General features: G+C 42.4%; 26 protein-coding genes. 18 read left to right on the top strand and 8 right to left on the bottom strand.

What is annotated here, in order from left to right; translation table 11 throughout:
- A complete protein-coding gene (locus ACFVAD_RS05090; protein ID WP_386636773.1) occupies positions 1–1,071 on the bottom strand; it encodes a YheC/YheD family endospore coat-associated protein in 1,071 nt (356 codons plus the stop codon).
- Positions 1,072–1,077: 6 nt separating this feature from the next.
- Positions 1,078–2,451, bottom strand: coding sequence for a YheC/YheD family endospore coat-associated protein (locus ACFVAD_RS05085; RefSeq protein WP_386636771.1), 1,374 nt, complete (start codon positions 2,449–2,451; stop codon positions 1,078–1,080).
- Positions 2,452–2,675: 224 nt separating this feature from the next.
- Between ACFVAD_RS05085 and ACFVAD_RS05080 the strand changes: the two genes are divergently transcribed.
- From ACFVAD_RS05080 to ACFVAD_RS05050, 7 genes are all read left to right on the top strand, one after another.
- Positions 2,676–3,809 (top strand): DUF445 domain-containing protein, encoded by a 1,134-nt coding sequence (locus ACFVAD_RS05080; RefSeq protein ID WP_386636769.1) that lies wholly within the window; start codon positions 2,676–2,678, stop codon positions 3,807–3,809.
- Positions 3,810–3,907: 98 nt separating this feature from the next.
- A complete protein-coding gene (locus ACFVAD_RS05075; protein WP_386636767.1) occupies positions 3,908–4,267 on the top strand; it encodes a YlbF/YmcA family competence regulator in 360 nt (119 codons plus the stop codon).
- 152 nt (positions 4,268–4,419) lie between these two features.
- Positions 4,420–5,280: a Cof-type HAD-IIB family hydrolase gene (locus ACFVAD_RS05070; protein WP_386636765.1), complete on the top strand. Its 861-nt coding sequence runs from the start codon at positions 4,420–4,422 to the stop codon at positions 5,278–5,280.
- 127 nt (positions 5,281–5,407) lie between these two features.
- A complete protein-coding gene (locus ACFVAD_RS05065) occupies positions 5,408–6,916 on the top strand; it encodes a coproporphyrinogen III oxidase (RefSeq protein ID WP_386636763.1) in 1,509 nt (502 codons plus the stop codon).
- 644 nt (positions 6,917–7,560) lie between these two features.
- Positions 7,561–7,935, top strand: a complete 375-nt coding sequence (locus tag ACFVAD_RS05060) for a MaoC/PaaZ C-terminal domain-containing protein (protein WP_386636761.1) — start codon at positions 7,561–7,563, stop codon at positions 7,933–7,935.
- A gap of 138 nt (positions 7,936–8,073) precedes the next feature.
- Positions 8,074–8,841, top strand: a complete 768-nt coding sequence (locus ACFVAD_RS05055) for an enoyl-CoA hydratase (protein WP_386636759.1) — start codon at positions 8,074–8,076, stop codon at positions 8,839–8,841.
- Positions 8,842–9,078: 237 nt separating this feature from the next.
- The gene (locus ACFVAD_RS05050) at positions 9,079–9,945 is read left to right on the top strand and encodes a TVP38/TMEM64 family protein (RefSeq protein WP_386636757.1); all 867 of its coding nucleotides are present in this window, start codon (positions 9,079–9,081) and stop codon (positions 9,943–9,945) included.
- Positions 9,946–10,154: 209 nt separating this feature from the next.
- On the opposite strand, the gene ACFVAD_RS05045 is transcribed toward ACFVAD_RS05050, so the two are convergent.
- Positions 10,155–10,340: a YhzD family protein gene (locus ACFVAD_RS05045; RefSeq protein WP_386636755.1), complete on the bottom strand. Its 186-nt coding sequence runs from the start codon at positions 10,338–10,340 to the stop codon at positions 10,155–10,157.
- Positions 10,341–10,476: 136 nt separating this feature from the next.
- On the opposite strand from ACFVAD_RS05045, the gene ACFVAD_RS05040 reads away from it, so the two are divergent.
- The 7 genes from ACFVAD_RS05040 (at position 10,477) to ACFVAD_RS05010 (ending at position 19,816) form a co-directional block, all read left to right on the top strand.
- Positions 10,477–11,379, top strand: coding sequence for an ABC transporter ATP-binding protein (locus tag ACFVAD_RS05040; RefSeq protein WP_386636753.1), 903 nt, complete (start codon positions 10,477–10,479; stop codon positions 11,377–11,379).
- Positions 11,372–12,619 carry an ABC transporter permease gene (locus ACFVAD_RS05035; protein ID WP_386636752.1) on the top strand — a complete coding sequence of 416 codons (1,248 nt, stop codon included), beginning with the start codon at positions 11,372–11,374 and terminating at the stop codon, positions 12,617–12,619. Before ACFVAD_RS05040 ends, ACFVAD_RS05035 begins: the two co-directional genes overlap by 8 nt.
- 144 nt (positions 12,620–12,763) lie before the next feature.
- On the top strand, positions 12,764–13,996 hold the full coding sequence (locus ACFVAD_RS05030; RefSeq protein ID WP_386636749.1) for a metallophosphoesterase family protein: 1,233 nt from the start codon (positions 12,764–12,766) through the stop codon (positions 13,994–13,996).
- 6 nt (positions 13,997–14,002) lie between these two features.
- Positions 14,003–17,023 carry an ATP-binding protein gene (locus tag ACFVAD_RS05025; protein ID WP_386636747.1) on the top strand — a complete coding sequence of 1,007 codons (3,021 nt, stop codon included), beginning with the start codon at positions 14,003–14,005 and terminating at the stop codon, positions 17,021–17,023.
- A 91-nt stretch (positions 17,024–17,114) separates the two neighbouring features.
- Positions 17,115–18,332: an MFS transporter gene (locus tag ACFVAD_RS05020; protein WP_386636745.1), complete on the top strand. Its 1,218-nt coding sequence runs from the start codon at positions 17,115–17,117 to the stop codon at positions 18,330–18,332.
- A 275-nt stretch (positions 18,333–18,607) separates the two neighbouring features.
- A complete protein-coding gene (yhaM, locus tag ACFVAD_RS05015) occupies positions 18,608–19,552 on the top strand; it encodes a 3'-5' exoribonuclease YhaM (RefSeq protein ID WP_386636743.1) in 945 nt (314 codons plus the stop codon).
- Between the two features lie 78 nt (positions 19,553–19,630).
- Positions 19,631–19,816: a sporulation YhaL family protein gene (locus tag ACFVAD_RS05010; RefSeq protein ID WP_386636741.1), complete on the top strand. Its 186-nt coding sequence runs from the start codon at positions 19,631–19,633 to the stop codon at positions 19,814–19,816.
- A 60-nt stretch (positions 19,817–19,876) separates the two neighbouring features.
- Here the strand turns inward: ACFVAD_RS05010 and ACFVAD_RS05005 are convergent, their stop codons facing one another.
- Positions 19,877–20,764 (bottom strand): peptidylprolyl isomerase, encoded by an 888-nt coding sequence (locus ACFVAD_RS05005; protein ID WP_386636739.1) that lies wholly within the window; start codon positions 20,762–20,764, stop codon positions 19,877–19,879.
- Positions 20,765–21,104: 340 nt separating this feature from the next.
- Here ACFVAD_RS05005 and ACFVAD_RS05000 point away from each other — a divergent pair, with 340 nt between their 5' ends.
- Positions 21,105–21,191 carry a YjcZ family sporulation protein gene (locus tag ACFVAD_RS05000; protein WP_223701000.1) on the top strand — a complete coding sequence of 29 codons (87 nt, stop codon included), beginning with the start codon at positions 21,105–21,107 and terminating at the stop codon, positions 21,189–21,191.
- A gap of 85 nt (positions 21,192–21,276) precedes the next feature.
- Complete coding sequence (locus ACFVAD_RS04995) at positions 21,277–21,417, top strand: YjcZ family sporulation protein (protein WP_386636737.1); 141 nt, start codon at positions 21,277–21,279, stop codon at positions 21,415–21,417.
- A 119-nt stretch (positions 21,418–21,536) separates the two neighbouring features.
- Here ACFVAD_RS04995 and ACFVAD_RS04990 read toward each other — a convergent pair whose 3' ends face one another.
- Together ACFVAD_RS04990 and ACFVAD_RS04985 are read right to left on the bottom strand one after the other, a co-directional pair.
- Positions 21,537–21,722 (bottom strand): hypothetical protein, encoded by a 186-nt coding sequence (locus ACFVAD_RS04990; RefSeq protein ID WP_078381556.1) that lies wholly within the window; start codon positions 21,720–21,722, stop codon positions 21,537–21,539.
- Positions 21,723–21,840: 118 nt separating this feature from the next.
- The gene (locus ACFVAD_RS04985) at positions 21,841–22,395 is read right to left on the bottom strand and encodes a DUF3267 domain-containing protein (protein WP_386636735.1); all 555 of its coding nucleotides are present in this window, start codon (positions 22,393–22,395) and stop codon (positions 21,841–21,843) included.
- 172 nt (positions 22,396–22,567) lie between these two features.
- Here ACFVAD_RS04985 and ACFVAD_RS04980 point away from each other — a divergent pair, with 172 nt between their 5' ends.
- On the top strand, positions 22,568–22,909 hold the full coding sequence (locus ACFVAD_RS04980; RefSeq protein ID WP_386636733.1) for a DUF1878 family protein: 342 nt from the start codon (positions 22,568–22,570) through the stop codon (positions 22,907–22,909).
- Here ACFVAD_RS04980 and ACFVAD_RS04975 read toward each other — a convergent pair.
- On the bottom strand, positions 22,896–23,492 hold the full coding sequence (locus tag ACFVAD_RS04975; RefSeq protein ID WP_386636731.1) for an HTH-type transcriptional regulator Hpr: 597 nt from the start codon (positions 23,490–23,492) through the stop codon (positions 22,896–22,898). The two genes, ACFVAD_RS04980 and ACFVAD_RS04975, sit on opposite strands and share 14 nt — an antisense overlap.
- A gap of 97 nt (positions 23,493–23,589) precedes the next feature.
- Positions 23,590–23,952: a YtxH domain-containing protein gene (locus tag ACFVAD_RS04970; RefSeq protein ID WP_386636729.1), complete on the bottom strand. Its 363-nt coding sequence runs from the start codon at positions 23,950–23,952 to the stop codon at positions 23,590–23,592.
- Between the two features lie 219 nt (positions 23,953–24,171).
- On the opposite strand from ACFVAD_RS04970, the gene yhzF reads away from it, so the two are divergent.
- Entirely contained in the window at positions 24,172–24,363 is a 192-nt protein-coding gene (gene yhzF / locus ACFVAD_RS04965) for a membrane protein YhzF (RefSeq protein ID WP_386636727.1), read from the top strand.
- Positions 24,364–24,550 lie beyond the last annotated feature (187 nt).

Below are 24,550 nucleotides of genomic sequence, written 5' to 3'. Positions count from 1 at the left end.
TCATTCAACTCCCATTTTGTTTCTCTGTGAAAAAGCCAGATACTCGCAATATTTACTTGGAGCCTCATAGATTTCCTTTTGAATTTGCTTTGCTGTCATTGTTACTATCTTATGACCTGGCTTGGAATTAATATCTAATATCCATAAATTCTGGCGGCTATCCAATCCGAGATCTACGCCCAATTCAAATAGGGGCTGAAATGCTCTTTCCAGTAATACAGGGAGGTGGGTAACTATTTTTCGAATGTCCTCTTCCAGCTTGCTTTTTTGTAAGGAGGTGAGGCTTTTAGTCAGCGAGGAATAGGTGTGCATCCTTCCTCCTCCAGCCAGATTGGAGGTAATATGATGGGGAATGCCTGTACGAATGACCCTTATACGCTCCTGCCATTCACCCCTTTCATCCTTTTGCAGTAAGAGCCGGATATCAAAAGGGGTGCCATCCTTATTCTGAAGGGATAAAAAGGGTTGGAATATATAGGATGTTTTTTTCATGCGTGTATGTAGCCATTGCTGAAAAAGACTTGAGGAAGGAAAAGTGAAATACTGCTCCCCCGGCTGCTTCACTTCCTTAGCCATAATCTGTCCTTTGGAGGCTTCCACCTTGATCAGACCTTTTCCTTGTGATCCATGAATCGGTTTCAGCACCCACTTTTTTTGAATCTGCAAATTTGCCAGAAGAAAGCTTGCTGTGGTCAGTTTTAGAGTCTTAGGAAAAAATGGCGCAAGAGATGGGTCTGTTGAAACCGCCTGATGAACATCCCATTTGTTTGGCAGGCCATATCCCAAAAAATGGCGCTCCTCCTGCTTTTTCAACTTTTCCACTCTACCGGACAGTTCACGAGCCAATCGGGAGGAGTAAAAACAGCGGTCATAAATAAAAGAAGGAATAGGAAAGCTGTCACTTACCCATTCCATTTTTTCACGACAATACCGCAGACCATTTATTTTTTCATCCCCATTCAATTCCTGGGGAGTAAAGTGATAGACCATCGTACTGCTGACGCTATGCTGTGCTATTTTCGTCACATATGGAGTCGGCTTCAAAAAAGAAAGTATTCCTAGTACTATCATGTTTAATTAGGCCTCCTTGATTGTTTCATCAATCAGATATAGACAGTAGAGGATAATCGCTTTTGCAGAAGGGCGGACGGTAGGAGAGCTTGTAGTACTATACAAATTTTTGGAAGGCTTGGTGTTCACCTCGATGATCCAGGGACGTCCGGTTTGATCGATAGCCAGGTCAATCCCAAGCTCTCCATAGATTCCCTCCGAAACCATTCCCACCACATCGGCCACCTCAAGCGCTATCTCCTTCAGATGCTGACGCAGATGTAGAAGTTCATTCCTTTCATATCGTGTTCGCAATACTTTTGAAACGGTCAGCATTTCGCCTCCCTGTGCAAGGTTGGAGACAAAGTATCCCGCCTTGGACGCTCTAGCGGTGGAGGAAGTCAAACGCCAGCGGTGGTTTTCCCCGCGGTGGCAGAGGTAGCGGAAATCCACAGGTCGGCCATCGAGGTCGAACAGATCAAGACCCTGTTGGATAATATAGTGCTTTTTTTTGATATGCGAGGAGAGTCGCTTGTACAATTCAGCATAAGTACTGTATGTTGAAGATACTTCCTGTTGAATGGATGAATAGCTTAATGCAAAACCATCTGGCACCTTGCAGACCTTGAAAATCTGCTTTCCCTGGCTGCCATTGATGGGTTTAATAAAAATGGTGGAGTATTGTTCCAGCCAACTTTTCAGCGATTCTTTCGAATAGAGAGCGGTATCCGGCAAAAAGGGCTGAAGATGCTCAGCTTCCTGCAACTGCTTATAGACTGTCCACTTATCGAGAAAATGGTCATTGAAATAAGGTATTTTCCATTCCTGCAAGGCCTGAGTGAAATCGTGAAACATTTGCCGTCTTTCATTCGTACGTTTATGGAGCCGATTATGGATCACCTGAGGAAAAGGGAGTGTGTACCGTTTCCAGGCATCATTTTCGTAAAAATAGCCTTCAATCGATGGTGCTGCCCACTGATCCGGCATGGAAAACACATAAAAGATGGCGCCGATCTCATCGGCGTAATTCGCCAGCTCCTGGCAGTATTCATGTATGGACTTCAAATCGATACCTTCTTCTTTTAAGGTGATTTCAGTCAGAAGCCCGATAACAGGTCCAATCAGAAGTCTTTGTTTTGCGTGATCAAAGGTGATTAAATAATTTTTTTCTTCCTCAAATAGCAGCAGGGAATGTAATATAGAAGGATCGAGTCTTATGGTGCAATCCTCTCCCTTGATACATACGACAGGAGCCGAGATTCTATTCCGGCTGCATTGCAATTCAAGTAAAGATTTATCCTGTGGAAGCTTCAATTTTTTTGCCAACGCTTCACTAATTTGTATAATTGGAACTGGGTGCATGCTTTCAAAGGGCACTACTCTTACAATATGAAAGTTCATGATATTCCCTCATTTATTACCTGTGGCGGCAAGGTGTAGGTGAAACGATGTGTGGATAATGAGAAGGTGTCAGGATCTGTCCTCAGTCATTGGAGGAAGGTCGCTAACACCCCGATTGGTTCAACTAACTATGGTTAGAAGCCTTAAGCTCCTACCCAATTAGAAGGTTCCTTTTATTGTATGAAAGCGGAAGTAATAGGTGATAAAAGAAAGGTTGTTTATAGATGAAAATACTGTATGTCATATCTGTGATGGTTATTGTAGGTGCATTAATCGGGGGAGTCACGAACTCCCTTGCGATAAGGATGCTGTTCCGTCCTTACAAACCCATTTATCTTTTCGGGAAAAGGGTTCCGTTTACCCCAGGCCTGATTCCTAAACGAAGAGGGGAGCTGGCAGACCAGCTCGGAAAGCTTGTGATGGAGCACCTCCTTACTGCAGACAGCATGAAGCGAAAACTGGAAAACAGCCAGTTCCAGGAGAAGATGGAGGAATGGGTCAAAGTGGAGCTCCAAAACTATCTGGAAAGCGGGATTACCGTCCAGGAGTTTTTGTCCAGATTCGGAATCGAAAATGCTGATGAAAAGTTGAAGGAGAACCTTGTGCGCGTCGTGGAATCAAAATATGAAGAAATCATGACGCGTCTGCGCACCAAACCATTGCAGCAAGTGCTTCCAGCTTCAATAGTTCATTCCGTCCAGAGCAATATACCGTATGCAGCGGAATATGTTTTATCAAAAGCTGTCCATTATTTTGAAAGTCCTGAAGGAAAAAGACAGCTCAATAAGATGATCCAGGATTTTATCGCTACACGTGGCAAGCTCGGAAGTGTGGTCCAAATGTTTATGGGCAATTACAATATTGTGGATAAAGTGCAGCCAGAGGTCGTCAAGTTCCTGAACCATGAAGGAACAAAGGATGTACTGATGAAGGTGCTGTATGGTGAATGGGAAAAAATCAAGAGGATGGAAATCGGGGAAGTCGAAGAGAAAGTGACAAAAGTGACGATCCTTTCCACTATACACAAAGCACTTGACCGTACCTTGAACATACAGGGCTGGATGGAGAAGAGCCTGCTAGAGGCTATTCGGCCGATTCAGCCATGGATGATGGAAAAGCTTGTACCATCAATACTTTTGACAGGGAGTCATCTCGTACTGGAAAAACTCGAAGAACTTCTTGCAAAACTACAGCTCGAGGATGTGGTCCGTGATCAGGTCGAGTCCTTCTCCTTGGAGCAATTGGAGGAAATGGTCCTCTCGGTATCCAAAAAGGAACTGAAGATGATCACCTATCTTGGAGCCCTGCTCGGCGGGCTGATCGGACTTTTTCAGGGGATATTTGTTCTTTTCGTTTAAGAGCGGCATAGTGAATTGTTTGAATGAGATTGGCAGGTTTGTTATACTGGTCACTAGCATACCTGATAGTTGGGTAAAAAAGGAAGGAATGATTTATCTTGTCTAATAACGTTTATGATGTGGCATATGGATTGGAAAAAGCGGTTAGAGAAAGCGATGACTTTAAAAATCTTCAACATTTATATAAAGAGGTTTTTGCTGACGAGTCCACTAAAAGAATGTTCGAGAATTTCCGTAACATCCAATTGGAGCTTCAGCAGAAGCAGATGAGCGGTCAGGAAATCACTCAGGAGGAAGTGGAGCAAGCGCAACAAACGGTGGCACTGGTTCAGCAGAACGAAAGCATCGCCAAGCTGATGGAAGCCGAGCAGCGCATGAGCATGATGGTAAGCGAACTGAACAAAATCATCATGAAGCCTCTTGAAGAATTATATAGCGAAAAAGAGAACCAGAACTAAACAAAAGCGTACTTCGGTACGCTTTTTGTTTTGGGATCATTTGCATTCAACCATAAACGTCCCCGCCAACCACACCTTACCTGTTCTATTTTCCCTTCATTCCTCATACTCATATCAGTAAGTACAAACATCTTAGATAAGGAGGCCTCTCCATGATATACCGCTTACTAGCCATAAATATCGATGGCACTTTGTTGAAATCGAATGGAAGATTAGCGAAGGAAACGAAGGAAGCCATCGAATATGTGAAGAATAAAGGGGTCTATGTGACGTTAGTGACTGGCAGGAACTTTGCATTTGCGAAGAAGGTTGCCAAATCGTTGAAGCTTGACACATTCCTGATCACTCATGGGGGAGCATTCATCGCCTCCAAGCTGGATCAACCGCTGCAGGCTAAAAGGATTTCGGAGGATAAAACGTTCAATCTTGTTCAGGTATTGGAAAACTATGATTGTACGGTGAGGATATTGCACGAACGCTACTCGATCGGTAACAGATTGAGAGGTGCAAATAACCTGATGGCAAGGGCGGTTCTCGGTTCGAGTGATCCATTGATCTATCCGATGCAATTTGTGGAATCGCTGGGAGATACTTTAATAGATAATCCGATAGCGCCGCCGAAGATCGAGGTTTATTTTACGGAGCCGGAAGAAAGGGAGCGGGTCATAGACACTTTGAAATCCGCCTTCAAAGATATTGAGATCCTCGTACATGCCGATGGAAAGGTGGATATTCTTCCGGATGGGGGAACAAAGCTGGATGGGCTATTGATGCTTGGGGATGTTCTTAAGATTGCCCCACAGGAAATGGTCGTCATCGGAGACACGATGGAGGATCTGCCAATCATCGAGGTTGCAGGTCTTGGTGTAGCAATGGGTAACGCACCAAAAGAAGTGAAGCAGGCAGCCGATTGGATTACTAGGACCAATGATGAGTCCGGTGTTGCTTACATGATAAAAGAGCATTTCCGCAAGCAGCAGCGAATTGCATTTTTAAATAAAATGAAAATATAAATGAAAGAAGAGGAGGACGCAATCTTTGGTCCGCCTCTTTTTCCTTATCCTGACGCTTGATAATGGCTCACCTGTTCCGTTACACTAGAAAGAGTGAAATGGAGAGCAACATTGAAGGGTGATTATAATGAAAATAGCAATCAAAGGGCTTCATGATGATAGATACCACCGTCCGTTATCCTTAATTTCGGACTTGTTTTTTGAAGAAACGGAAGTGCTTTTTGAGAATAGTGTAAATGACATGGCTGATATCCTTATCACTTTTTCTGTAGAGGAAGTGGCTGATACGTTTCATGTACAAGGAATGCTTGGCGGGGATACAGTCCAACATAGCAAGAATTTAACGTCTAAGGATGAGAAGGAAAGGTTTCGCTTGAAAAAGCAGGCGGTTTCCTACGTTTATCTGACTCTGTTGCAGAATAAGACGGAAATCATCCAGAAGTGGGGTATTTTGACAGGTATACGCCCTACCAAGCTTCTACATTCAAAACTGCAAAAGGGCGAGGAGAAGGAAAAGGTCCACCAGCAGCTGCGTGAGGACTATCTGATTACAGACGAGAAAATTGCACTGATGCAGGAAATTGTCGATCGTCAGCTTTCTGTCGTGCCTGACCTTTACGAGCTTGGTAACGAGGTCAGCATCTATATCGGGATACCATTCTGTCCGACGAAATGTGCCTACTGTACATTCCCGGCCTATGCAATCAACGGCAAGCAGGGCAAGGTGGATTCCTTCCTCGGCGGACTGCATCATGAAATCAGGGAAATCGGTGCCTGGCTGAAGGAAAAAGGAATCAAGATCACGACTGTCTACTATGGCGGAGGAACACCTACAAGCATCACGGCCCAGGAAATGGACATGCTGTATGAGGAAATGTATGAGGCTTTTCCTGACATGGACCGTGTCCGTGAAGTAACGGTGGAGGCGGGCCGTCCTGATACGATTACGCCTGAGAAGCTCGAGGTTCTGAAAAAATGGAACATCGACCGTATCAGCATCAATCCTCAATCTTATATACAGGAAACCTTAAAGGCAATCGGTCGCCACCATACGGTCGAGGAGACCATTGAAAAATTCCATCTCGCACGTGAAATGGGAATGAACAATATCAATATGGATCTTATTATCGGTTTGCCTGGGGAAGGAGTCGAGGAATTCGACCATACCCTGCAGGAGACGGAAAAGCTGATGCCGGAATCCTTGACGGTGCATACTCTTTCCTTTAAGCGTGCCTCCGAGATGACGCAAAATAAGCGTAAATACAAGGTTGCCGACCGCAATGAGATCAGCCGGATGATGGATATGGCGACAGAATGGACCCGGGAGCATGACTATGTGCCATATTATCTGTACCGCCAGAAGAACATCCTTGGCAATCTTGAAAATGTCGGCTACGCGCTGGCAGGACAGGACAGCATCTATAACATCATGATCATGGAAGAAAAGCAGACAATCATCGGGTTGGGTTGTGGGGCATCCAGTAAATTTGTCCATCCGACTACCGGGAAAATTACGAGATTTGCAAACCCGAAGGACCCGAAATCATATAACGACGGCTTCCTTCACTATACGGAGGAAAAAATCCGCATCCTGGATGAGCTGTTCTTTTCGGATGATAAGCTGGAGGTACGATAGGGTGAATGGGGCTATGGCAGTGAGGATTTCACGGGGAGTGTAGGCCATAGGAAGGAAAAGAGCGTATGAGCTTTTGGGCTGTACGTTCTTTTTTGTGCTGTTTGTTGGCGTTGTGGTACTTAATGGAGTGTAAGGCGGGAGTTGCATAGGTTCGTGGATGCTTAAATGCTTATATGCTGTGACTTTTACCTATTATTGGAAAGTTGATAGATTAAGAAGTGTTTTGGATAGATGAAGAGTCAAAGTCGATAGATTATGGAACGATTTGGATATAATAAGGTGGATTTTGGATAGATTACTGCCGATTTTCGATAGATTATAAAAAACATGGGAGTCGGGACTCTTGAATCTCCCATCAAACCTGTTGTTAACCCGCTTCCTCACTCGAATGAACCACTTGTTACCAATTTTTCAGCTCATTTAAACCTAAAGGTAGTAAAATGCAAGTCATAGCCATAAAGTCAGTAGAAAACCCAAAATCAAAAACTGCTATATAGGCCAGTTGCGATACAGAGGCATCACTCTATTTGTAAGCTGCTGTCTTTAAAAAATATAATCATGAATGAATAATCATTCATTTCCCGATAGTTTCGTATTATACTAGTAGTAGCAAAGTGAAAAAAGTTGGGGAGGGTACCAAACAAATGATAAAAACAGGGGATGTTCTATCATGGTCACGCACGTTCACGGAAGAGGAGACATTGCAGTTTGCACAGCTGTCTGGAGATCAGGGGAAACACCATATTGAGTATGATGAGCATGGTAGATTAATGGTTCACGGTTTACTGACTGCAAGCATTGGCACAAAAATAGGGGGAGACCTGAACTATATCGCAAGAAACATGAACATGGAATTCATTCGCCCCGTATTCACAGGCGATACAATCACATGCCATGCAAAACTGACAAGAGTCGAAAACGGCGAAGGCTACAAAAAAGTAACCGTCCAATCCACCTACACCAACCAAAAAGACAAACAAGTCCTCCTCGCCACCAGCAGCGGAATCGTTCGCGACTGATAGAGGAATTCCTGCAGGGGTCTGGCCCCAAAACACAATTTAATATTTCTGAAAATTCTATCAACCACATAGGATTTAATGTATAATAAAGAAATGAATAGTCATTCATATTTAGTATGATAAAAGGGAGGGTTTTGAATGGGTACGGTGAAGGTGACGGATCAGGGACAGGTTGTTATGGTGGAGTTGAATAGACCGGAGTCGTTGAATGCTATGAATGTGGAGATGCTGGAGACTTTGGCGGAGGAATTGGAAAATATCGCTAAAGGAGATGCAAAGGTAGTAGTGCTGAAGGGAAGCGGGAATGCATTTAGTGCTGGGGGAGACATTAAGATGATGTTGCAGGAGGATGTCGGCAACTTTGATAGAGTCATGGATTCCATTGCTTCAATGATCACGACCATCTACACGATGCCGAAAATTACGATTAGCGCCATCCACGGGGCTGCCGCAGGGCTTGGGCTGAGTCTGGCCCTTGCAAGTGATTTTGTTGTAGCTCATTCTTCTACGAAATTGGCGATGAATTTTATCAAGATCGGCCTTATCCCTGATGGGGGAGGGCACTTCTTTATGGAAAAGCGCTTAGGGGAAGCGAAAGCAAAACAAATGATATGGGAAGGCAAAACCATATCCGCATCTGCCGCCCTGGAACTGGGTTTGGTAGACCGTGTAGAGGACGAAGGGATGGAGGAAATGATCATGAAAAAAGTGTCCACGCTTCTTCATGCTCCACTCCAAGCTATGCTCGAGACAAAAGAGATTTACATTAAAACTTCTCTTCCTCGCTTGCAAAAGATTCTGGAACTCGAAAAAAATGCACAAAGCAGAATGAGAAAGTCCGAGGATCATAAAGAGGGCATCAAGGCTTTTGTGGAAAAGAGGATGCCTGTTTTTACAGGAAAATAAAAGGATTATATTTTTGCTGCTACTATTTCGTGTAGCAGCATTTTTTAGTAAGGTCCAAATTATTGCCAGTGTTAAAAATAGACAGAGCTCCCCAATGGTGATACTATTTTTTCAACTAAGACTCAAGGCTTACCTAAACTTAATGCTTTGGTTCGTTTTATCATAATTGGAGGTTAACTATAATAAAAGTGGAATATCAGTTCGAAAATTACGGTTCACATTGGAGATGTTACTGCCTTGATAAATAAAAGAAAACAGTTACCGCTCGAGGTCTTTTTGCACATCCTTTTAGCGGTCACATCCACTTATTTGCTCTGTACAGTTTTTCCGACCTTGCTTTTATCGTATAAAATGATTTTTTTATTCATCATTATCGGAATCGCAGTGGTGGACTTTTTCCTATTGCTTTGGAAACGCTATGAATATCTGAAAATCACAAAAGTTGCACATTTTACCGTTCTCATCTTTGTACTTCTTTTATTTCTAGTATACTACTTAACAAAATTCCTGGTTTTAACGGATATGTATGGAATGGAAAATATGCTTCGTGAACATGAATCGACAGCTCAGCTGATCTTTTTCTTCGTTTGTATGGCACAGCCTATTATTCTCCCGATTCCCGAAGCAGTGACGCTCCCGGCTGGAAGTGCGGTTTTCGGTCCTTTTACAGCTGCATACCTAGGATTCATGGGAACGCTGGCAGGAATTGTTTTCATGTTTTTCATAGCGCGTATCGGCGGAGTTAAGCTAGTATCCAGATTGGTGAAGGAAAAGCATCTCCTGAAATTTCAGGAGTATATGGGGAAGAATGAAACAGTCATACTGGCACTCCTTTTTATCATTCCAATCCTCCCGGATGAAATCATTTGCGTGGGGGCGGGTATCGGGGCGGTTTCGTTCAAAAGGTTCTTTATCATCGCAAGCATCTCCAAGCTGTTCACTACCTCCTTATTAGCCTATTCGGTCTATTTTGCCAAAGCACTTTCCTTGACCAGCACCCAGCTGGTAGTTGCCGGTTCTATTATCCTGCTTGTCATCTTCGTTTCTAGCATCGCTTTAAAAAAAGTGTTGGAAAAAAGCAAAAGACGCTTTCGATCACAATGAAAGATCGAAGCGTCTCTTTTATCTAGGCTCTTTTCATAAAGTTTGTTGTTTATGACCGGAAAAAATCGGCTTTTGGATTTTTTACCGAGATAAACTTCGCTTTATTTAAAAAATACAACTTCTAATACACTGAAAAGAGCACGGTGGTAGATAATTTTACTTGTCTAAGTTGTATTCGTCAAAAGCAACACTTTCTGCGAAAACAGCCTTTATCTATGAAACAATACCAATTTCCCGCTTGCATTTGTACAACGGTGGGTGGTATCCAGGTGGTTCAGTTCTGCCAATCTTTTTTCCCCTGTTTCTTTTGCTTCTTTTTCGGTGGCAGCTTCAAAGCTTTCATCAAGGAGCGTTTCCCCTGTTTTACTGAATACAGTCAGTGTATATTTCCCCATCTTTATCCCTCCATAAAAGAATGAATACCTATTCATTGCTTTTATTTTACTATTAGATTCCTTTTTTGTAAAAAGAATATGAAACTATTTGTATTCTATATCGTATAGTTAAGGAGAGTTTAGGAGGGATATAGTTATGGCATTGCAAATAGAAGGTGTAACAAAAAAATTCGGGAAACATGTCGCAGTGAATGATTTAACCCTGGAAATCCCTGAAAGCCAGATGTTCGGCTTTCTTGGGGCAAATGGTGCAGGGAAGACGACGACGTTTCGTATGGTCCTTGGGCTGCTTGAACCTACGGCAGGCAGGATATCCTGGGCAGGGAAGCCGATTACGTACAAGGAGAGCGAGATTGTTGGATATCTTCCGGAAGAGAGAGGGCTGTATCCGAAGCTGACAGTAAAAGAACAGATGATTTATTTAGGGCGCCTAAGAGGGATGGGGAAGCCCGAAATATTGAAGGAGCTCGAGCTTTGGCTAGAACGGTTCCGAGTGCCGGAATACTTGAATAAAAAGGTGGAGGAGCTCTCCAAGGGAAATCAGCAAAAGATTCAGTTCATCGCTTCCACCATTCACCGACCAAAGCTACTGATCTTAGATGAGCCGTTCAGTGGACTCGATCCATTGAATGTGGAGCTTTTGAAGGAAGCGGTGGTGGATCTGAAAAATCAGGGCACTTCGATCGTTTTTTCCTCGCACCGGATGGAGCATGTGGAGGAGCTTTGCGAGCATCTTTGCATCATGCATCACGGGAAGCCGGTAGTGCATGGCGCGCTGAGGGATATTAAACGCTCCTTCGGTAGAAAAAATGTCATCATTCATGCAGACTTCGATTTGGAGTTTCTGGGAAATCTGCCAGGTGTGACGAACACCAAGAAAACAGCGGAGGGCATGATTGTTCAGGTGAACGATGAAGAAGTCTCCCAGGATATTCTGCAGCAGATAACCGGTAGGGGCTATGTAAGGAAATTTATCCTTGAAGAGCCTTCCTTGAACGATATTTTCATTGAAAAGGTAGGTGCTTCCTATCATGAATAAGTTTTTAGTCATTCTTTTTCATACGTATATGAGTAAATTGAAATCCAAATCATTTATTATCACAACGATTATCAGTACCATTATCATTCTTGGCATCACGAATATTCAGTCCATCATTGATATTTTTGATACAGAGGAAGAAAAAATTGTGGCTGTCTATGATGAACAGAATGCTGCCATTCCCTTGCTTGAACAGCATTTGGCTGCGACAGGCGATTCCTTGAAAGTGGAACAGGTAGACACAACGGAAGGAATCGACGAGAAGATTGAGTCCGGAGATTATGAAGGGTTATTGGTTGTTACATTTGATGAAGAAGGACTCCCAACAGGTGAGTACAAGGCTTCGTCCATCACAGATAACGAAACCATCTCCCAGCTTGAGCAGGCCTTGCAACAAATCAAGGTTGGTATTGCAACAAGTCAGATTGGGCTTACCCAGGAGCAGATAGCAACACTTTATGAACCGATACAGTTCGATGTCACAGCTTTACAGGAATCGGCAAAATCGGAAGAAGAACTGAATCAGGCAAGAGGATTGGTGTATATCCTTCTATTTGTCATCTATTTCTCGGTAATCTTGTATGCAAGCATGATTGCTACAGATGTGGCCGTGGAAAAATCGTCCCGGGTCATGGAAATTCTGATTTCATCGGCATCACCGATCATGCATATGTTCGGAAAGATCCTCGGGATTGCTCTACTGAGTTTAACACAATTGACTTTCTGGATTGTGGTTGGCTACATCTCCTTAAGTGGGAATCTGGAGGGCATGACAGGTGGCGTGTTTGAATACTTCGGTGTAGGGGATATTGCGGTTTCAACCTTTATCTTTGCAATTGTATTCTTTCTGCTGGGATATTTCCTCTATGCTACCTTTGCAGCATTCCTGGGATCTTTAGTAAGCAGGATCGAGGAAATACAACAGATCATTCTGCCTATGACCCTGTTGATTGTTGCCGGCTTTATGATTGCGATGTTCGGCTTGAACAACCCTGACAATTCATTTATTCAGGTAACCTCATTCATTCCGTTCTTTGCGCCAATGATCATGTTCCTACGAGTCGGGATGCTGGAGGTTCCATTCTGGGAAATCGGATTATCCATCGGGATTTTGGTTGCTACCATTGTGCTTCTTGCGATATTTGGAGCAAAGGTATATCGTGGCGGAGTTCTCATGTATGGAAAGAGCTCGTCCCTGAAGGATATCAAAAAGGCATTGCAGCTTTCAAAAGATAAATAACGCACTCACCCCTAAATGAAATCATTTGGGGGTTTGTTTTTTGAAAAGGGTTGGCCTAAACCAAAACTTTCATTCGGCACGAACGTGCATTCGTATTTCAACCGTGGTAAAATAAAGAAAAAGACTGATAGATGAGGTATACCAATGAATGCTATTCGATTTATACACGCTGCAGACTTGCATTTAGATAGCCCATTTAAGGGGTTGAACTATCTGCCCCAGGAAATTTTTGAGCAGGTGCGAGCGAGCACGTTTACAGCACTCGCCAACCTGGTGGATATTGCTATAGAAGAGAAGGTTGATTTTCTTGTTTTGGCAGGAGATCTTTTTGACATGGAAATACGAAGCCTGATGGCTCAGGCAAAGCTGAGAGAGGAATTCCTGCGCTTGGAGAAGGAGGACATCGCGGTCTATGTTATTCACGGAAACCACGATTTCATCGGTGCCGGCTCTCTGCAATTCCGGTATCCGAAAAATGTCCATATTTTTAACGAGAAGGTAGAAAGCAAAAAGTTTATCAAGGATGGAGAGCACATTGCCAATATCTATGGATTCAGCTACGACAGACGGCATGTCCTTCAGAACAGAACAAGTGAATATATGAAGAAGGACCATAACGTCCCTTATCATATCGGAGTGTTGCATGGAAACCTGGCAGGTAGGGAGGATCACGACCCATATGCGCCATTTTCCCTTTCCGAGTTATTGGAAAAGGAATTCCAATATTGGGCTCTTGGACATATACATAAACGCGAAATCCTTCATGAGAATCCCCCTGTTATCTATTCGGGAAACATCCAAGGCAGAAATAAAAAAGAAACCGGTGAGAAAGGCTGTTATCTAGTGGAACTGGATCAACATGGGGCAAAAACCACCTTTAAGGATACAGCCACCATTCTATGGAAGGAGCTCAGGCTATCCATTGAATCCAGTGAGACGATGGATCAAATCTTGCAGGAAGCAAAAAACCTGCTGGATATAAGCAGGCAGGAGGAGAGAGCCTCTCTCATACGTATTAGATTAACCGGGAGCGGTCCATTATTTGCTCATCTTCAGGATGAAAGTATCCTGGAGGATTTTCAGCAATTTATAAATGATGGCGAAGCAGCACAGCCCATCTTTCAATTTGTATACAGTGTATCAAATCAAACGACCCCTTCTTTCACCAAGGTGGAGTTAAAAAAGAAAGCCTTTTATGAAGACTTCTATAAGGTGGTAGAGGAAACGACTGATATCACCCCATTCCTGGGATCGCTGTTCAAGCATTCCGATGCAAGGGGTTTTTTGGATCCCTTTAAACAGGAGGATAAAAAAGCCATCTTGGAAGAAGCGGAGCAATGGCTCGTGACAAGATTTCTGGAATCGGAAAAGAGGTGATAGAACTTGAAAATAAAATCTCTTGAAATCTATGGTTTTGGTAAATTGGAAAATGTGAAAATCGATGAGTTTTCCCAAGGCATTCAAGTATTCTATGGAAGAAACGAGGCTGGAAAGTCCACACTGATGGCATTTATACATGCCATTCTATTTGGGTTTCCTTTGAAAAATCAGACTGAACTAAGGTATGAGCCCAAAAAGGGGTACAAGTATGGTGGTAGACTTATCATGGAAACGAAGGAAGGCAAACTCCTAACCATTGAAAGAGTTGCTGGAAAATCCGCAGGTGATGTAACAGTAATTGATGAGAAGGGGATGAACCTTTCCATCGATTCTGTGTTGGCAGGAATTGATAGGAGTATCTATAAAGGGATTTTCTCCTTCAATATAATGGATGTACAAAATCTGAAGCTTGTAGATTTAGAGCAGCTTGGAGGCTATTTGTTCTCATCGGGTCTGATAGGGTCTGATAAGCTGCAGAGGATTTCGGATCAGTTGAATAAATCCATGGAGGAATTGTTCAAGCCGGGCGGTCGGAAGCCTGTGATGAATAAACTTATGGGGGATTTAAAGGAAGAGGAAAAGACGGTGCTTCAATGGAAGCAAAAGCTCGAGCAATATGAATCTCTCCAGAAAGATATACAACATGCAGCAAACAAGCTTAAAACTTTGAAGGTCGAAAAGGAAAAGCTCTCCGCAAAGCTGAGAAAAATAGATGCGATGGTAGCCATCCAGCCCATTGAGGATCAATTATCACAATTGAAAAGAGAGCATTCTAAGCTAGGGGACTATTCAACCTTCCCTATTGATGGGATAGCAAGGTTGGAAAAGCTTTTGATTGAACAGTCCAACTACAATTCCAGATTGGAAAAACTAGGGCAGGACAGGTTCTCGCTTGATAAAAAAATCGAGCAGATCGAAGTGGATGAAGCGCTGCTGGAGCAACAGGAACGTATCGAAAGCTTATTAATACAATTCCCTAAGTATCAGGAATCGATGGAGAGATTAGCGTTTCTATCTACCGAGGAGCAGCGACTTGAAAAACAGATTCAAGTTTTGAAGATGGAGCTAAAATGGAAAGAAAAACACGGAGAACAGGTAGAGGGCATCGATACAAGCCTTGCCGCGAAAGCGGAGCTGAGGGGACTTCTGCAACAACAGAATAAGCTGTCCCTTCAAAAAGAGCACTTGGATGAAGAATTTCAGCAAGCCAAAGATGATCTTGAAAAGCAGGAAGATCGCATAGCATCCCTTCTAAAAGAACAGCTACCACGAGAAGAGGTTCAACAGCTGCAAAAGAAGGTACAAGGCCTTGGCGTCGAACGTCTGGAAACTGATATAGCTATCCAGGAACAGTTGCTTCATCAAATGGAAGGTCAGATTCAGCAGCAGGAGCATGAACATGTCCAAATGAAAAAGAAAAATAAGCTTGCCTCAGTGATAAGTATCTCAGCAGGGGGAGCAGGGGCTGCTGTCTTATACATGCAGGACAACACATTGTTAGGATTATTCTTGTTCATTCTCTCACTGGGTATCGGAGGATATCTTTTCTTTACGAAGGCATCCACATCCCTTTTGATTCGATTGCAAAAGGATCGGGAGGCTCAGAAAGAGAAGCTCAGCAAGATCAAGGAAACACTCTACACAAGTCCGGAGAGAACCGGTCTTGAAAAGTATAGGTTGATGCTGGCAAAAGAAAAGCAGATTGAAGAGCTTCTTCAAAAAGAAAGGCTACTTCTTTCACAAAGCGAAAGAACCTATGACAGAATCATTCTTCAATTTGAGGAGTGGGAAAAACAACAGTTCTCCTTTGATGAGAAATGGAAGGAATGGACAGAGTATCGAGGGTTGGGAGCTATTCCTGCAAGTCATATGGAAGAGGCATTTGCCAAAGCAATAGAATTAAAAACGGTATTCATGGAAAGACAGAATCTCCATAAGAGTATTCAACTGAGCGAAAGAATGGTTGATCAATTCAGGGATGAAGCCTCCAAGATTATGAATCAACTAGGCTTGACTCAATCATCCTTGGAGGAAGCCTTCTATTATCTTAAGGCGGAACTCGAGAAGAATGAGAGGAACAAGCAAATACTTGACGACCTTTATGTGAAGGGAAAAGAAATCGAGGAAGAAGCCACATACTTAACCATTCAAAAGAAGGATGCCACTGAAAAAATCGGAGAATTGATGAAGAGAGCTGGTGTTTCAAAGGAAGAGGAATTTCGCCTCAAACATCAGCAGTTCCAAAAAGGGACGGAATATGAGCAGAATATGTCGCTGCTTCAGTTGCAACTTGAGCAAGTGCAGAATTCCTACGGCATCATTCCGGAAAAAGGTAAGACCCTTTCGATGTGGAATTCGGAAAAAGCGGAAACGGAAGAGCAGATTCGCCTTTTATCGGAGGAGCAAGCACATTACTATCAATTGAAAACTAAAAGAGAAGAAGCCGTTCGCACGTTGGAAGAAGGCGGAACCTATTCAGATGCGGTCCAGAAATTCGAGATGTCAAAAAGCCATCTCCAGGAGCAGGCAAGGAAGTGGGCTGTCCTTGCAACCTCCCAGCAATTGCTCAATAGAACCATGGACTATTATCGCACCGTAAAACTTCCTGAGGTCCTGAATAAGGCATCCGATTATTTCCGTTTTTTGACCAACGGGGAGTATAGCCAAGTTTACGATCCAACTAATGAGACAAAGCTGATGGTAAAGCATAAAAACGGACTTTCTTTTGAACCGAAGGAACTAAGCCAGGCGACTGTTGAACAGCTTTACATTTCGATAAGGTTTGCAGTTGCCAGCGTCTGGAGCAGGGAACAGCGCTTTCCATTTATGATGGATGACAGTTTTGTCAACTTCGACCATATCCGCACGGTTCAAGCCCTGGATCTCATGAAGAAGATGACTGAGGAGGGAGAACAGCTGTTATTCTTTACTTGCCATGAGCATATGAAATCACTCTTTGAAAAAGTAGAAAACTCCAAAATCGTAGAATTGGAGCGAACTTACCTACCAATCACGATAAGCTAAGGCTTATTGTCTATATTTAATTGCTACCTGGTTAAGACAAGTGCTATGCTTATATAGACAAAAATGAGGAACGCCTGAAAGGAACAAATGAATGAAAGAAAGACTTGTATCAAAAACAAAAGCTCCCTTGATTCTGCTTAGCTTCAATTTATTTATCATCATGGTGGGAATCGGATTGGTAATCCCCATCCTTCCCTTTTATATTGACCTTTTCGGTGCAGATGCAAGAACCCTTGGGCTGCTTGTAGCAGTTTTTGCCTTTATGCAATTTCTGTTTGCACCATTATGGGGTAGACTTTCCGATAGAATAGGGAGAAAGCCATTGATCACCATAGGGCTGTTCGGCTTTGCCGTTGCAGAATTCGTTTTTGCTTTTGCCAATGGACTTTGGATGCTGTTCCTATCTCGCATACTGGCCGGTATTTTCGGTTCAGCTCTCATGCCGACTGCGATGGCGTACGTATCAGATGTCACCACATCGGAAAAACGTGGTCAGGGAATGGGGATTCTTGGAGCAGCCATGGGGCTTGGAATAGTTGTAGGGCCCGGCCTAGGTGGGTGGCTTGGAGAAATCGATCTGTCATTCCCATTTATTGTGGCAGGTGTTGCTGCGAGCTTAGCCGGAGTATTATCCATTCTTATTCTGCCGGAATCCTATCCAAAGGAAAAACGGGAGCAGGATGCGCTTCTTGAAGCAGGTGAGAAAAGGGATAACCAATTTGTACAGATGTGGAAGGCATTAAAAAGTCCAGTAGGTTTCCTGCTGATTTTGGTATTTATAATGAGTTTCGGATTGGCAAATTTTCAGTCCATTTTCGGGTACTATACCATGCAGCGCTACCACTATGACCCAAGTGAAGTGGGACTGATCATCCTTTTGGTGGGAATCGTTGGCACCGTGGTCCAGGGAGTGCTGGTTGGAAGGCTAACTAAGAGGTTCGGAGAAGAACGGGTAGTGACAGGTTCGCTATTGATCAGTGCGCTTGGCTTTGTCTTGATGACATTGGCGACGAATTTCCTGCTTGTTCTAGTGACGACAAGCATTTTCTTCCTGGGGAACTCCCTGCTTCGTCCATCACTTAATTCTTTCATTTCCAAGCTTGCCGGAAATAAACAAGGTTTGGTCATGGGGCTGAATAATTCCTTTTTAAGCCTCGGAAATGTAGCCGGCCCTATTTTGGCAGGTATTTTCTTTGAAGTGAATATTCATATTCCATATCTGTTTGGCGCATTTGTCATGCTGTTCGGACTAGCCGCTACAAAACTGTGGCTTGCGAGAAAAAGCAGATCCGTGGAAGTCTCTTCATAATATACAGTACTGCTTTTCTTTTCATATTATAAGCTCTGTTAAAGAAGTATGTTGATATTTATCCGAATTCAGCTGGTGATTGGAGCAAAAGGCGTAGACTCCTACGGGGAAAAGCGGTAGGCTTGAGACCCCGCAGGGCGGAGCCCGAGGAGGCTCAAGCATCGCCCCGTGGAAAGCGAAGCCTTTTGCGGAAATCAACAGCGTCGTTAAAAGAGCCAAGCTAAATAATATAATACAATCCTACATTTGCTATATGTAGACAGGGGGAAATGTACATGAAAAAAGGAATTCTCCACTTTGAGGTTGGCGAACAGGTGGATGTTCATTTATTGATAAAAAACTCGACAAAAGGGATTGCCAGTAATGGAAAACCTTTTCTGACACTTATCTTCCAAGATAAAAGCGGGGAAATCGAAGCCAAGCTTTGGGATGCTTCACCTGATGACGAGCATCTATATGGCCCTCAAAGCATTGTTCGGGTCCAAGGTGATATTCACCATTACCGTGGTCGAAATCAGCTGAAAATACGTAAGATCAAGCCGAAGGAAGAGCATGAAGCGGTTTCCGTTGCTGATTTGATAGAGACCGCTCCACTTGCCCAAGATCAAATGATGGAAAAGATCACACAGGCTATTTTTGAAATGAAAAATCCCAATATCCAACGCATTACCCGACATCTGTTAAAAAAGCACCAGCAGGACTTTCTGCAATACCCTGCTGCAACGAAAAACCATCATGAATTTGTTTCAGGCTTAGCCTATCATGTCGTTTCCATGCTGGACCTCGCAAAAGCAATCAGCAGCTTGTATCCAACACTTGACAAGGACCTGCTTTACGCCGGCGTCATCCTGCATGACCTGGGAAAAGTGACAGAGCTTTCAGGACCTGTTTCTACGAGCTATACGATTGAAGGGAACCTGATCGGCCATATCTCCATTATGGTGAATGAGATCGGCAAAGCCGCAGAAGAACTGGGTATAGCCGGTGAAGAAGTGATGGTGCTTCAGCATCTTGTATTAAGTCACCACGGGAAGCTGGAATGGGGCAGTCCTAAGATGCCTCTGATCAAGGAAGCGGAGATGTTGCACTATATTGATAATATTGATGCGAAAATGAATATGCTTGATCGTGCACTTGAACGAGTAAAGCCTGGAGAGTATACGGAGAGAATTTTTGCAATGGACAATCGAAACTTCTATAAGCCTACTTTTCATGAATAATAAGTAATAGGCTATCATTCTTTTTCATATAAATAGACTAGCTAGGAAGTGTAAGCTAGATTTGAAGGAGGAATGAACATGCCTTGGTGGATGTTGCTTGTGGTTATTGGCATCTGTTTCAGTGCGTATATGACGCTTCGGACTGCAAAAGAGGAGAAAGAAGTGGAAAGTGCCATCATCGAAAAAGAAGGACAAGTCTATATGGACCGGATCCAGGAAGCAAGGGAGAAGAGAAGACAGGTCATGTCTTCCAATGCCTCTTAAAGTCTGGAGTTGCATGGTCAACAAAAAAGCTGGAGCATCCGTGCTCCAGCTTTTTGTCTATTATTGCTCGTCTTTTGCTTCCTCGGCAGGCTCCTCTTTCTTAAACGTATCCTTTAAGGAGGATTCCTTCACTTTTACCTTTGCATTTTCCAGCTCTTTTTCCACAGCGGCATCGACAGACTCTTGTCCAACCTTGGAGCGGCGCAGCTCCTCTTCCACATCTGCACGAATTTCATCCAATGGCTGCTTTTCTTTTTTATCAGTCACCTTGATGATGTGGTAGCCGTACATGCTTTGTACCGGGTCGCTGATCTGGTCCACTTCCAGGCTGTAAGCTGCCTCTTCAAACTCAGGTAGCATTTTGCCTGCACCAAACCAATCCAGGTCGCCGCCATTTGCAGCAGATGCAGTGTCAGTGGAGTACTCCTTGGCCAATTCTGCAAAGTCTCCGCCTTCCTCAAGCTTCTTCTTTACTTCCTGGGCAGTTGCCTCATCTTCAACTAGAATGTGGCTGGCACGAATCTCAGCCTTCATGCTATCGTAATATTGCTGTACTTCCTCGTCTGTTAGCTCTATATCTGCAATCGCAGCTTTTTCCTGTAGCATGGAAATGCGGAGAGTCTGTTTTAATTGCTCTTCGTCTTTAAATCCGCTTTGCATCAGTGCAGCTTCGAATTGTGGGCCAAGCTGCTGCTTTAGTTCATTCAAACGATCATCCAGTTCTTCGCTCGTTACCTCGTATGTATCTCCAAGAACTTTTTCATACACAAGCTCACGAAGGACTTCCTCGCCGAAACGCTCCTTCAAAGCAGTATACAGTTCCTCTTGCGTAATGTTTCCTGCTGCTGTTTCTGCCACCACTTCGGAATTATCTCCTTTTTCGGCGTTACAGGCGGACAGGGCAAAGATTGTTGTTGTCGCAGTAAAAGCAATCATCCATTTTTTCATTCTAAACAACTCCCATATGTATTAAAGGTACAAATTCTACTATAGCATAATCTCCTAAATTAATGAAAAAATTATCGGATTTATACATAAAGATAAGAAAATTGTAGCATATGGTTGAAATGCAGTTTTTTAGGCAATGTGTGTTCTTCCTAAAAAATTGGGCAAAAGTCCAATCCAATTTTGACTGCCCTACATATGATAAACAGAATCATGAAATACATCAGCTGTCCAGAAAGCACAAGGATTTCATGAAAAAAGCTTTGAGGCAGGATAAACGCCTATGCCTCCTAAGAAATGCAGCATAAGATATCGTAACAACTCAAAAAGGAGGTGTTACTAGATGGGTACTCCATATGCAGGTGGCTTCGCGTTGATCGTTGTATTGTTTATCTTGTTGGTAATCGTAGGTGCAGCTTGGTTGTACTAAGTACATTCTAATCCAGGTTATCCGGTCAACTTGTATAAAGTGGTCGGAAATTAACACCCCGATTGGTTCAACTAACTTGTAATGGATGAAAACATTCATTACTGGAAGTTTCACTTATAAAACAAAAGGAGGAAAAAAGATGTCAGGTGGACATTCAGGCGGTTTCGCTTTAATCGTAGTACTATTTATTTTGTTGGTAATCGTAGGTGCAGCTTGGTTATACTAATATAACCAGAAAGGGTGGGGAAGCATTTTCCCACCCCTTGCTTTTGGAATGCAAAAAGCATCCCCCATGAACAGGAGATGCTTTTTGATTAAATTGCTAATAGAATGCTTGATGAATAGTTACAAAGATTTTAACAGGATATCTACATAAGAAGAAATTAAAAGGATGGTAATGAGTACATTGATGGTCCGGAAAACTTTTGGTTGACGCTCCTCAGGGATTTCCTTCTGAACACACAATGCATTAGTTAATTTGTTTATGTAGAAGAGTATAAATACAGCCACCACGATAAATAAGATAGCCATATAAGATCCCTCCTTTTGGCTTCCAGTTATACATAATACATTACCAAAGTTTGAGTAAAAAAGATACCTAGACGTTCCAAAACTTTTACAGAAATAAGAAAAAGCCTCCTAATATATGTTAGGAAGCCACTTCGGTCTCATTTCTTATCAAAATATCATAACCGCTTTCCAGTTCTTCAATCTGACATGCGCTCGGGGCACCCTGGATGTGTTTGACATACAGGAAATCAGGAAAACACAAGCCGATGTTCAAAGAGGCAAGCATCGCAAAATAATGATAATAGGTTGGGAAAATGCTCGTAAGTAAAAGCAAGGCAAACGTTATGATAAAGAATGGTGACAAAAATACAATGTATGATTGGAATTTTGAAAAAGGTTTTTTTGTTTTTATAATCATATAAGGCATAAAGCTTTTCAGTCTCCAGCAAAACTTCACTTGTTTTCTAGTAGCAAGCAGCGGCAAAGCATGACATAGCTTATGCATGGTAAACATGGAAGCTATTGATAGGCAGAACCAACCAAAATAATTGGATGATACCGTTACGTCATGAAAGATGAGGCTAAAAGATAAAAACAACAAGATAAATGAAAGTAAGGCGATTATAAAGGAAACGAGCGTTATGCGATGGAGTCCATATTGTTTAACGATATTAATGGATTTCCAGCAGTTCATGGTTGATTCACCTTCCATTATTACAAGTTCAAATTACTAAACTACTGTAAGCCTTTTTGTATTGAAAAGCAATAGGTGTTTTTCACTTATTTTAAAAGAAGGGAATCTAAATATTGGTAAGCGGCAAATTATAGGGTAAAATAGAGGGAAATGACGAAAAAGGAAGAAGAAAATGAGTAGTGTAGAAGAAAGATTGGCCAAGTTGGAATACCATATGGAACTATTAGTAAAGCAGATTCGTATGGATCAATATCCATTTGATGCTCTGGTGATCCAAAGTAAACTCGGAAGAAAAGAAGTCCTGGAATTGATGAATCTTTGTGAAGAACTGAGCAAAGAAATGGAAAAGCAAAAAGCGGAAGGGTTTGTGACGTTTGCTCCGCTTCTTACTGAGTTTCATCAAAAATTACATCCTGATCTGCCATTGGAAAATACGATACAAGCCATGAAGGCACAAACGTTGTATGAACCACTTATGGATGCGTTTATGAAGCTCCTGATTAAGAAGAAGTAACGCTTTCATTTTTTTCTGCAGCTTCTTCTTTTTTAGAAAGTCTTCCATCAATCTCCTCAAAGTCCTCTTCAATATTATTAAAAGAACGTTCAAAGATTTTCATGAAATCCTCTCCGTAAATATTACGGATGACACACATGACATCCAACAACTCCGGGAACTTCCCATATAAATCATGCATAGGCAGGGCACCACTGAAAACGGAATTTTTGCTAGGATCATAGCTTTCCATTAGATCGAGCAGAATTTTTTCCCCTTTGTCCGTTAATTCAATGTAGGTATTCCTCTTATCATTCTCTTTTTTGGAGAATTGTAGTAATTCACGTTCTTCTAGCTTCTTCGAAAAGTTGAAGGCGGTTGATACATGCATGACTCCGAATTTAGCTATCTCTGAAATGCTTGCACCTTTCAAATGATATGCTATCCATAAAATATGGTGTTCATTGATATTCAAATCATAGGGTTTGATCCAAGCTTGCCAATCCTTCTCAATTGTTTTCCAAAGAGCTTTACTTAGCTGGGCGACACGCTGGCTAAACAGCATAGCTTCTTTTAATGAATACTGACCGTTCTGTGTATTCACAAACTCACCTACTTTTTTCTAATATATTACTATCTATTATGACAATAAAATAATAATTAATAAAGGTCAAAATTTACAAAAAATTAAAATTTTTTCGTTACTCGGCTCTTTTACCTAAATTTTTCTCTAATTTTTCCAATTCTTTCTCCACCAGCGCGATGCTTTGCTGAATCGAATCCTGATGGGGTTTGATGGAATTCTGCCAAAGCTCCACAGAAGTTTTCAAATCGTTTGAAAGGTTTGTTACAACAGATTTGCTTTCTTCCACTGCCTGTGAAACCTGATCTTTTATTCCCATAGCCTCGTCTTTGAGCTCAATTATACTCAATTGGATTTGCTGTTTTGTAGATCGTAAGCGGTCTCGCATTTTCTCTCCGGAACTGGGTGTCGCAAGCAAAGTTGAAACGCCTGCCACTGCGCCGCCAATAATTACACCATAGATGAATGATTTGCCATTCATTAAAATCACCTCGTTATTAAAATTATGTAAGTATAGTTCAATACCCTAAGATTATTATATAATTCAACATTTATTGAAAAATTCCTTTTTTTATTCTTTACGAGATAGGATAAAAATATTTATCCGTGAATTGAAGACTGGAAAATATGTTGCCAGAAAAGAACATGTACATAAGAAAGAGGGAGATTGCATAGATATGAAGAAAGGGGGGGGCATGATATGGCAGGGATAACATTTGGACTATTTACCATAAGCATCTTGCTATTGTTGGGTGGAGTAAACTTTTTTTTGGCTTCCCAAAGAGCAGGTGTCTACCCGCCCAAGAGAGTATTGCAGCAAAAAGGACTTGTCATTTGCGGTGGCGGCGGGGCAGTTTTTCTATTGGCGTTGCTTGCTTTATGGATTTCTTGAAAAACAATAAAAGGCTGTTTTCTGTTTTTGACGCATTCAACGGAAACACTTAAGATTACTGACTTTCGTGCTCTTTTCCCATGTTATAGATTTATTTTATTTTTAATAAAACTGGGATCAATGCTGTAAAAAATCCAAAAGCCGATTTTTTACGTACATAAGAACAAACATTACGAAAAGAGCCTAA

Origin of the sequence: Sutcliffiella sp. NPDC057660, from assembly GCF_042800035.1 — a bacterium.
Taxonomy (GTDB): Bacteria; Bacillota; Bacilli; order Bacillales; family Bacillaceae_I; genus Sutcliffiella_A.
This window is presented reverse-complemented; position numbering and strand designations above follow the sequence as displayed.

What these genes read in the sequence shown, in the direction of transcription:
- ACFVAD_RS05090 (WP_386636773.1), bottom strand. Translation starts at nt 1,071, where the DNA reads ATGATAGTACTAGGAATACTTTCTTTTTTGAAGCCGACTCCATATGTG.
- ACFVAD_RS05085 (WP_386636771.1), bottom strand. Translation starts at nt 2,451, where the DNA reads ATGAACTTTCATATTGTAAGAGTAGTGCCCTTTGAAAGCATGCACCCA.
- ACFVAD_RS05080 (WP_386636769.1), top strand. Translation starts at nt 2,676, where the DNA reads ATGAAAATACTGTATGTCATATCTGTGATGGTTATTGTAGGTGCATTA.
- ACFVAD_RS05070 (WP_386636765.1), top strand. Translation starts at nt 4,420, where the DNA reads ATGATATACCGCTTACTAGCCATAAATATCGATGGCACTTTGTTGAAA.
- ACFVAD_RS05065 (WP_386636763.1), top strand. Translation starts at nt 5,408, where the DNA reads ATGAAAATAGCAATCAAAGGGCTTCATGATGATAGATACCACCGTCCG.
- ACFVAD_RS05060 (WP_386636761.1), top strand. Translation starts at nt 7,561, where the DNA reads ATGATAAAAACAGGGGATGTTCTATCATGGTCACGCACGTTCACGGAA.
- ACFVAD_RS05055 (WP_386636759.1), top strand. Translation starts at nt 8,074, where the DNA reads ATGGGTACGGTGAAGGTGACGGATCAGGGACAGGTTGTTATGGTGGAG.
- ACFVAD_RS05045 (WP_386636755.1), bottom strand. Translation starts at nt 10,340, where the DNA reads ATGGGGAAATATACACTGACTGTATTCAGTAAAACAGGGGAAACGCTC.
- ACFVAD_RS05040 (WP_386636753.1), top strand. Translation starts at nt 10,477, where the DNA reads ATGGCATTGCAAATAGAAGGTGTAACAAAAAAATTCGGGAAACATGTC.
- ACFVAD_RS05035 (WP_386636752.1), top strand. Translation starts at nt 11,372, where the DNA reads ATGAATAAGTTTTTAGTCATTCTTTTTCATACGTATATGAGTAAATTG.
- ACFVAD_RS05030 (WP_386636749.1), top strand. Translation starts at nt 12,764, where the DNA reads ATGAATGCTATTCGATTTATACACGCTGCAGACTTGCATTTAGATAGC.
- ACFVAD_RS05020 (WP_386636745.1), top strand. Translation starts at nt 17,115, where the DNA reads ATGAAAGAAAGACTTGTATCAAAAACAAAAGCTCCCTTGATTCTGCTT.
- yhaM (WP_386636743.1), top strand. Translation starts at nt 18,608, where the DNA reads ATGAAAAAAGGAATTCTCCACTTTGAGGTTGGCGAACAGGTGGATGTT.
- ACFVAD_RS05010 (WP_386636741.1), top strand. Translation starts at nt 19,631, where the DNA reads ATGCCTTGGTGGATGTTGCTTGTGGTTATTGGCATCTGTTTCAGTGCG.
- ACFVAD_RS05005 (WP_386636739.1), bottom strand. Translation starts at nt 20,764, where the DNA reads ATGAAAAAATGGATGATTGCTTTTACTGCGACAACAACAATCTTTGCC.
- ACFVAD_RS05000 (WP_223701000.1), top strand. Translation starts at nt 21,105, where the DNA reads ATGGGTACTCCATATGCAGGTGGCTTCGCGTTGATCGTTGTATTGTTT.
- ACFVAD_RS04995 (WP_386636737.1), top strand. Translation starts at nt 21,277, where the DNA reads ATGAAAACATTCATTACTGGAAGTTTCACTTATAAAACAAAAGGAGGA.
- ACFVAD_RS04990 (WP_078381556.1), bottom strand. Translation starts at nt 21,722, where the DNA reads ATGGCTATCTTATTTATCGTGGTGGCTGTATTTATACTCTTCTACATA.
- ACFVAD_RS04985 (WP_386636735.1), bottom strand. Translation starts at nt 22,395, where the DNA reads ATGAACTGCTGGAAATCCATTAATATCGTTAAACAATATGGACTCCAT.
- ACFVAD_RS04980 (WP_386636733.1), top strand. Translation starts at nt 22,568, where the DNA reads ATGAGTAGTGTAGAAGAAAGATTGGCCAAGTTGGAATACCATATGGAA.
- ACFVAD_RS04970 (WP_386636729.1), bottom strand. Translation starts at nt 23,952, where the DNA reads ATGAATGGCAAATCATTCATCTATGGTGTAATTATTGGCGGCGCAGTG.
- yhzF (WP_386636727.1), top strand. Translation starts at nt 24,172, where the DNA reads ATGGCAGGGATAACATTTGGACTATTTACCATAAGCATCTTGCTATTG.